General features: G+C 63.7%; 8 protein-coding genes. 5 read left to right on the top strand and 3 right to left on the bottom strand.

Annotation, left to right across the window (positions count from 1 at the left end):
* Positions 1 to 175: 175 nt before the first annotated feature.
* Entirely contained in the window at positions 176 to 1,075 is a 900-nt protein-coding gene (locus AC629_RS10840; protein WP_084804763.1) for a LysR family transcriptional regulator, read from the bottom strand.
* Positions 1,076 to 1,202: 127 nt separating this feature from the next.
* Between AC629_RS10840 and AC629_RS10835 the strand changes: the two genes are divergently transcribed.
* The 5 genes from AC629_RS10835 to AC629_RS10810 all read left to right on the top strand — a co-directional run bounded on the left by AC629_RS10835 (position 1,203) and on the right by AC629_RS10810 (position 5,502).
* The gene (locus AC629_RS10835) at positions 1,203 to 1,937 is read left to right on the top strand and encodes an SDR family oxidoreductase (RefSeq protein ID WP_084804762.1); all 735 of its coding nucleotides are present in this window, start codon (positions 1,203 to 1,205) and stop codon (positions 1,935 to 1,937) included.
* A gap of 4 nt (positions 1,938 to 1,941) precedes the next feature.
* Positions 1,942 to 3,150, top strand: a complete 1,209-nt coding sequence (locus tag AC629_RS10830) for an arabinose transporter (RefSeq protein ID WP_084804761.1) — start codon at positions 1,942 to 1,944, stop codon at positions 3,148 to 3,150.
* A 28-nt stretch (positions 3,151 to 3,178) separates the two neighbouring features.
* Positions 3,179 to 3,922: a carboxymuconolactone decarboxylase family protein gene (locus AC629_RS10825; protein ID WP_502693007.1), complete on the top strand. Its 744-nt coding sequence runs from the start codon at positions 3,179 to 3,181 to the stop codon at positions 3,920 to 3,922.
* Between the two features lie 362 nt (positions 3,923 to 4,284).
* On the top strand, positions 4,285 to 4,680 hold the full coding sequence (locus AC629_RS10815) for a (R)-mandelonitrile lyase (protein ID WP_210419017.1): 396 nt from the start codon (positions 4,285 to 4,287) through the stop codon (positions 4,678 to 4,680).
* Positions 4,681 to 4,728: 48 nt separating this feature from the next.
* Positions 4,729 to 5,502 (top strand): SDR family oxidoreductase, encoded by a 774-nt coding sequence (locus AC629_RS10810; protein WP_084804759.1) that lies wholly within the window; start codon positions 4,729 to 4,731, stop codon positions 5,500 to 5,502.
* A gap of 21 nt (positions 5,503 to 5,523) precedes the next feature.
* Here AC629_RS10810 and AC629_RS46665 read toward each other — a convergent pair whose 3' ends face one another.
* Both AC629_RS46665 and AC629_RS10805 read right to left on the bottom strand, forming a co-directional pair.
* On the bottom strand, positions 5,524 to 5,670 hold the full coding sequence (locus AC629_RS46665) for a hypothetical protein (protein WP_168195442.1): 147 nt from the start codon (positions 5,668 to 5,670) through the stop codon (positions 5,524 to 5,526).
* 291 nt (positions 5,671 to 5,961) lie between these two features.
* On the bottom strand, positions 5,962 to 6,708 hold the full coding sequence (locus AC629_RS10805) for a C13 family peptidase (protein ID WP_084804768.1): 747 nt from the start codon (positions 6,706 to 6,708) through the stop codon (positions 5,962 to 5,964).
* Positions 6,709 to 6,723 lie beyond the last annotated feature (15 nt).

The following is a 6,723-nucleotide window of genomic DNA, read 5'->3' as shown; positions in this document are numbered from 1 at the left end:
GCCGCCACCGTCATGGCTACAATTACGGCGGCATCATCTTGCGCATGATGGGGCTGTGACACACGTTGACAGCTTTCGTCCTGAGGACCTACGCGCCGTTCGTAGATGGGTGATGGCGACTACATTTGCAGCGACCGAAGGCGCAATGGTTCTCCTGCGCGGCGCGACGGAGCGATTAGCGCCCCCTGTAGCGGAGCGCATCGACTAGGAGTGAGAAGGCGGGCGAGGGCTGCCGCCGACTGGGATAGTAGAGGTGATAACCCGAGAAGGGGGGGCACCAATCCGACAGCACGCGAACAAGCCGACCTTTTGAGACGTACGGCTGCACGTGTCTCTCCGTGAGGTAGGCAAGACCAAGACCCTTCAACGCTCCGTCCAGAAGAAGGCCGGCGCTGTTGAACACAAGCTGTCCTTCGACCCGCACGTTGAGCTCCCGCCCATCCTTCTCGAATTCCCACGCGTAGAGGGTGCCGCCATGCGTCGGCAGGCGAAGGTTGAGGCAGTTATGCTGGGTTAGATCCTGAGGCGTCTTCGGCCGTTTGCGAACGGCGAAGTAGGAGGGCGAGCCGACGACTGCCATCCGGAGATCGGGGCTGACGCGTACGGCGATCATGTCCTTTGCGACGAGCTCGCCGGGGCGGATGCCCGCGTCAACCTGCTGCGCCACGATGTTGGTGAGCCCGTAGTCGATGATCACCTCGACATGGATATCGGGGTATTTGGGCAGGATCTTCCCGAGTGCTGGCAGGAGGATTTCGGAGGCAGCGAACTCCGTCGCCGTCAGCCGGACGGTCCCGGCAGGCTTTTCGCGCAACTCGCTAAGCGCAGCGAGATCGGCGTCCATCTCCGTGAACTTGGGTCCGACGCTTAGGAACAGTTGTTCTCCGGCCTGAGTTGGCGTGACGCTGCGCGTTGTCCGGTTCAACAATCGTACACCGAGCCTCTCCTCCAGATTCCGGATGATTTGACTGAGGGCGGACTGCGTCATGCCGAGCTTCGCCGCGGCGCGCGTGAAGCTGCGCTCCCGCGCCACGGCGAGGAAAGCGAGGAGATCGCTGGCGTCGTCTCGATTCATTGATAAGCCTGGCTAATGACCGCATTCGAAATCTATCACCTAATCGGACGACTGCGGAAGTCTTAGGTTCGGATTGGCGTCGGACGGCAGGGCCGGTTCCAGCAAGAAGGCAAGGACCTATGGCTGAATCAAGGACAAGATCGTCGTCGTGACGGGCGCGAGCAGCGGGCTTGGCGAGGCTACTGCGCGGCTCCTCTCGGCACAGGGCGCGACCGTCGTGCTCGACGCCCGACGGGTGGACCGGCTCCAGGCGCTGGCGAAGGACATCGAGGCGCGCGGCGGCAAGGCCTTGGCTCTGGAAACCGACGTGACGCGCCGCGAGCAGGTGAAGGCACTCGTCGACGCGGCGGTGCGGGTGTACGGCCGCGTCGTCGTCATGATCAACAATGCCGGCCTGATGCCTCAGGCTCCCCTCGAGCAACTGAAGATCGACGAGTGGGATCGGATGATCGACGTCAACCTCAAAGGGGAGACATACGGCATCGCCGCCGCACTTCCGCACATGCAGCGGCAGAAGGCGGATCACTTCATCAATGTTTCGTCGGTCGCCGGCCATCGTGTGGGCCCGGGGTTCGCAGTCTACGCGGCGACGAAGTTCGCCGTCCGCGCGCTGTCGGAAGGCCTTCGGCAGGAAGTGAAGCCCTACAACATCCGGACGACGGTGATCTCGCCGGGCGCCGTGGCGACCGAGCTTCCGAACACCGTCAGCGATCCGGGGGCCGCCGAGCGTCTGCGCGACTTCTATGCGCAGGTCGCTGTGCCGGCTGAGTCGTTCGCGAGGGCTGTCGCGTTCGCGCTGAGCCAGCCTCCCGAGGTCGACATCAACGAGATCCTCTACCGGCCCACCAGGCAGGAGCTCTGAGGCCATGTCGATCGCGGCCATGCAGGAGCCCGTCTCTACTCCCGGCATCACGACCACGTTGCTGCCCATCATGGGTGTGGTCTTCGTGGCATTTCTCGTCATCGGTGTGGCGATGCCCGTTCTTCCCCTCCACGTGCACGACGAACTGGGTTTCGGCACGTTCATGGTGGGGTTCGTCGCCGGAAGCCAGTTCGCCGCATCGTTGATCTCACGACCATGGGCGGGTCACTTCTCCGACGCGCGTGGGGCGAAGCGCGGGGTCGTCGCCGGCCTGCTCGCGGCGGCCGCCTCCGGGCTGCTCTATCTGCAATCGCTCGGCTTCAGTGGATCTCCGTTGATTTCGGTCGCGATCCTCCTTTTGGGCCGCGCGCTGCTCGGCGGAGCGGAAAGCTTCATCATTACAGCCGCCGTGAGTTGGGGATTGGCGCTCGTCCCTTCGAGCAACACCGGCAAGGTCATCGCCTGGGTTGGGTCGGCCATGTTTGCGGCCTTCGCGATCGGCGCGCCCGCCGGCTCCGCTCTGTATGCGGCCCACGGCTTCGCGGCGATCTCCCTGGCCACCACGTCGGCTCCGCTCGGTGCTCTGCCGCTCGTCGCGCTGGTTCCGGCGGTCGCGCCAGCGAAGCACGCGCGGGCCTCGTTCGTCGAAGTGATCGGCGCCGTCTGGGTGCCAGGCCTCGGCTCGGCGCTCGGCTCCGTGGGCTTCGGTGCCGTGACGACGTTCGTCGCCTTGCTGTTCGCGACGAGGGGCTGGGCCAACGGATGGTCCGCCTACACGGCCTATGCGGTCGCCTTCATCCTGGCCAGGCTGTTCTTCAGCCACTTGGCCGACAAGATCGGCGGCGCGAAGGTCGCGCTGGTCTGCGCTGCGATCGAAGCCGTCGGCCAGGCGCTGATCTGGCTGGCCGTCCGTCCCGAGATCGCGCTTGCCGGTGCAGTGCTCACTGGCTTCGGCTTCTCGCTGGTCTATCCGGGCTTCGGCGTCGAAGCGGTCCGCCGCGTACCGGCACAAAGCCGCGGCCTGGCCATGGGCGCCTATACCGCGTTCCTCGATCTCGCCCAGGGCCTCGCCAGCCCGACGCTCGGATTGATCGCGGCCGGGGCGAGGTTGAACGTTCTGTTTCTGGTTAGTTCGGCGACCGTGCTGTGCGCTTCGCTTGTCGCCTGGTGGCTGATCGCGAACCCGACGACCTTGGAAGGATCACCACAATGAGAACGCTCGCAGCGACCCTGCTTTCTTTCTGTTCGCCGGCACCGCCGCCGGACAGACGCCCATCGAAGGAGCCCACACCATGCTAAAATCGGAAGACGTCCGCGCCGTCGCTCCAGCCCTCGAAGGCTATGCGCAAAAGTTCGTCCTCGGCGATTTGTGGAAGCGACCGGGCCTTTCTCGCCGAGACCGCAGCATCGTCACCGTCGCCGCACTTGTCGCCCGCGACCAGACCGTCGAACTGCCGTACTACCTGGCACTCGCGCTCGACAACGGCGTGAAGCCGTCGGAGATATCGGAGATCATCACGCATTTGGCTTTCTACACCGGCTGGGCGAACGCGATGGATGCGATCCCGGCGGCGAGGGAGGTGTTCAAGGATCGCAACATCGGGGTCCCTGAGCTCCCGCCGGCCGCGGGGCCGCAGCTTCCGCTTGATGAGGCGGCCGAAAGGCAGCGGGCGACGCGCGTCGGAGAGCAGTTCGGGCAAATCACGCCAAGCCTTGTCCAGTACACCACCGACGTGCTCTTCCGGGATCTCTGGCTCAGGCCGGCTCTCGCTCCCCGCGACCGCAGCCTCGTCACCGTGAGCGCTCTCATCGCGACCGGTCAGGTCGCTCAGATCACCTACCATCTGAACCGCGCGATGGACAACGGACTGACGCCGGATGAGGCCGGCGAGGTGCTAGGCCATCTAGCCTTCTACGCCGGTTGGCCCAACGCGTTCTCCGCGGCGCCGGTCGTCAAGGACGTGATCGAAAAGCGTCCGCACTAAGGAGCCGAGTAATGCCGCACGTCATCGTCAAGCTCTATGCGGGTAAGTCCGAGCGGCAGAAGGAGGCGCTCGCGCAAGCGGTCACCGAGGCGGTGACACTACACTCAATTACGGGGGAGAATCCGTTTCGGTTGGCATCGAAGACGTCGAACCGAGGGATTGGACAACAAGGGTCTACAAGCCCGACATCATCGATAAGCAGGCTACCATCTACAAACAACTCGGTTACGACCCGCGATGAGCGGAGACGTGCATTGATCACACGCAGGCGCGTGCTGATCGGCGGCAGCGCCGCTGCTGCGATCAGGTTTCACGGGGCGGAGGCACTTGCATCCGAAGCAAAAGAGGAAACTCATATGGAAATCGACATCAAGAGAAACGGATCACGTCCCTCACAGAAGGGCCCCGACGACTGGTTTACCGGGACGGTCCGCATAGACCCGCTCTTCCAGGCTCCGGATCCAGCGCGCGTTGGCGCGGGCCAAGTCACTTTCGAACCGGGCGCTCGAACCGCGTGGCACACTCATCCTCTGGGCCAGACGCTGATCGTCACCGCCGGGCAGGGATGGGTGCAGCGCGAGGGCGGCCCGGTCGAGGAGATACGCCCCGGTGACGTCGTCTGGTTTCCGCCTGGGCTGAAGCACTGGCACGGCGCTTCGCCGACGACCGCCATGACCCATATCGCGATCCAGGAGTCTATCGGTGGTAAGAACGTCGATTGGATGGAGAAGGTGAGCGACGACCAGTATCGGAAGTGATGCGTAGGCGTTGTAGAGTACGTTCTGAAGAGTCGGGAGGAGCAGCGCATGGCCATCGTCTTCATCACCGGCAGCACGGACGGCCTCGGCCGGGCGGCAGCGCAATCGCTCCTTGATCAAGGTTACCGAGTGGTGTTGCACGCGCGGTCGGCCGATCGCGCCACAGCGCTCGGAGGGCTCGCGTCGCGCGCCGAGGGAATTGTGGTTGGGGACCTGCAGCGCGGCGCCGAGACTAGGAGCATGGCGGAACAGGTCAACGCGATCGGGCGCATGGATGCGGTCATCCACAACGCGGGTGTCTACACGCAGCGGAGCCGCGGCTCGACGCCGGAAGGTCATGCCGTCACCTTGGCAATCAATACCATTGCGCCGTACTTGCTGACGGCACTGATCGAGCGCCCCGCAAGATTGGTTTATCTCAGCAGTGGGCTGCATCGCGGCGGGGAAGGCTCGCTGGCCGACCTAGACTGGACGAAAAGGTCTTGGGATTCGGCAAAGGCCTACGCCGAAAGCAAACTGCACGTCGTCGCGCTGACGTACGTACTGGCGCGACGCTGGCCGAAGGTCTTGAGTAATGCGGTGGATCCCGGATGGGCGCGTACGAAGATGGGCGGCGCGGGCGCTCCGGTCGATGTCGAAACGGGTCAGAAGACACAGACTTGGCTGGCCGTGAGCGATGATCCAGCCGCGCTGGTCAGTGGGTGCTACTGGCATCACCTCCGGCATCAGGAGCCGGCCAGCGAAGTAGTGGATCCCGGCTTTCAGGACAAACTCGTCGACATGTTGCGCGAGATGACGGGCGTGGCGCTTCCGCAGTCCTAGCGGGCCGGGAAGCGCAATCGACTAGCGAAGATTGAGGCCGGCGAACTGGTCCATTGCGCGGTCTATGGTGAAGATTAGCTCGGCCACGAACTGCCGGGCGGAGCTGTGCGCCGCTTTCTCGACGGTGCATGCGGTGGTCTTTACATGCAGCCAAACGCGATCGACCAAGCGTTCGCGCCTTACGACGAAAGTGAGATCGTCTTCCGGTGATTGGCCATTTTCGCACCTTGCCGCGACCTGCCCATCGCCTGATCCCCTCACAATCGCCGCTCATCAGGTTGGTCCATAGCGACCAGGACCAGTCGCAGCTTTAGACGAAGTCCTCGGGCGGACACTCAGGGCATGTGTCTCCGATCGAATCCAGCACCTCGGCGATCGCGGCCTCGGCAGCCTGCGGAGATCCTCCGCGGTGCAACGTACATTTCGAGCGAGATTGCTGCCACAAGCGCGACCGATCGATCAAGGGCGCGCAACCAGCAATGGCTGCACGTTTGCGCCGCCTGCCATCTGGGGATTCGACGGCTCGAAATGCTCACGCAGCTCTCGCTTCCTGACGAGTGTGCGCGCACCGGCAAATGCATCCTTCAAGCTTTCGGCTCGCCGGAGTTCGACGTTGAAGAAGGCGTCACCGAAATAAGTCCACTTCGCTTTGTCCTCACAGCCGAACGACGGATGATCGGCGTCGGCCGCCGTGATGACCAAGACGTCGGGATTCGCGAGACGAGGGATGAAGACTCCAGAGTAGCAGGCTGAGATGATCACCACCTTGTGGCGCACGCCGGTCCTTCCGAGCATCTCGGCGAGACGGGACGGTGTGAGTGTTTGCGTAAGCCGCCCCGCCTTGATTGCGAGGCCGTCTGGCGAGCCATGCGAAGTGAGAATCAAGAACAAAACGTCTTTCTCGGCGTCCAGGCGGCCGGCTGCAACCTGCAACGACCTGGCCAGCGTCTCGGTCGTAGCGCTACCACCTTTCTTCGAATTGTATTGCACCTCGATCGGGCCAGTCTCGAAACGACCCGCGACAACCTGAGCTGCACCGGTCGCCTCGCTTCGAAACACGCCTTGATCGCCGAAAAGGCCAAAGGATACCACGCCGACCTTGTGGGCATCCTCGACGGCGCGCACCGCGCAAACCGGCGGCGCGACGGCCAAGGCAAAAGCGAGGAGCGGCGCTCCTAGTCGCCTGATCCAGGACTGCGAGGTCATGGTTTGGAGCTCATG

It is taken from the genome of Bradyrhizobium sp. NAS80.1 (assembly GCF_001908205.1).
Classification (GTDB): domain Bacteria; phylum Pseudomonadota; class Alphaproteobacteria; order Rhizobiales; family Xanthobacteraceae; genus Bradyrhizobium.
Note: the sequence above shows the minus strand (reverse complement) of the source record. Positions and strands in the feature narration are given on the sequence as shown.

Bases quoted from the DNA above. Each gene is read 5' to 3' on its own strand.
- AC629_RS10840 (WP_084804763.1), bottom strand. From the start codon at position 1,075: ATGAATCGAGACGACGCCAGCGATCTCCTCGCTTTCCTCGCCGTGGCG.
- AC629_RS10830 (WP_084804761.1), top strand. From the start codon at position 1,942: ATGTCGATCGCGGCCATGCAGGAGCCCGTCTCTACTCCCGGCATCACG.
- AC629_RS10810 (WP_084804759.1), top strand. From the start codon at position 4,729: ATGGCCATCGTCTTCATCACCGGCAGCACGGACGGCCTCGGCCGGGCG.
- AC629_RS10805 (WP_084804768.1), bottom strand. From the start codon at position 6,708: ATGACCTCGCAGTCCTGGATCAGGCGACTAGGAGCGCCGCTCCTCGCT.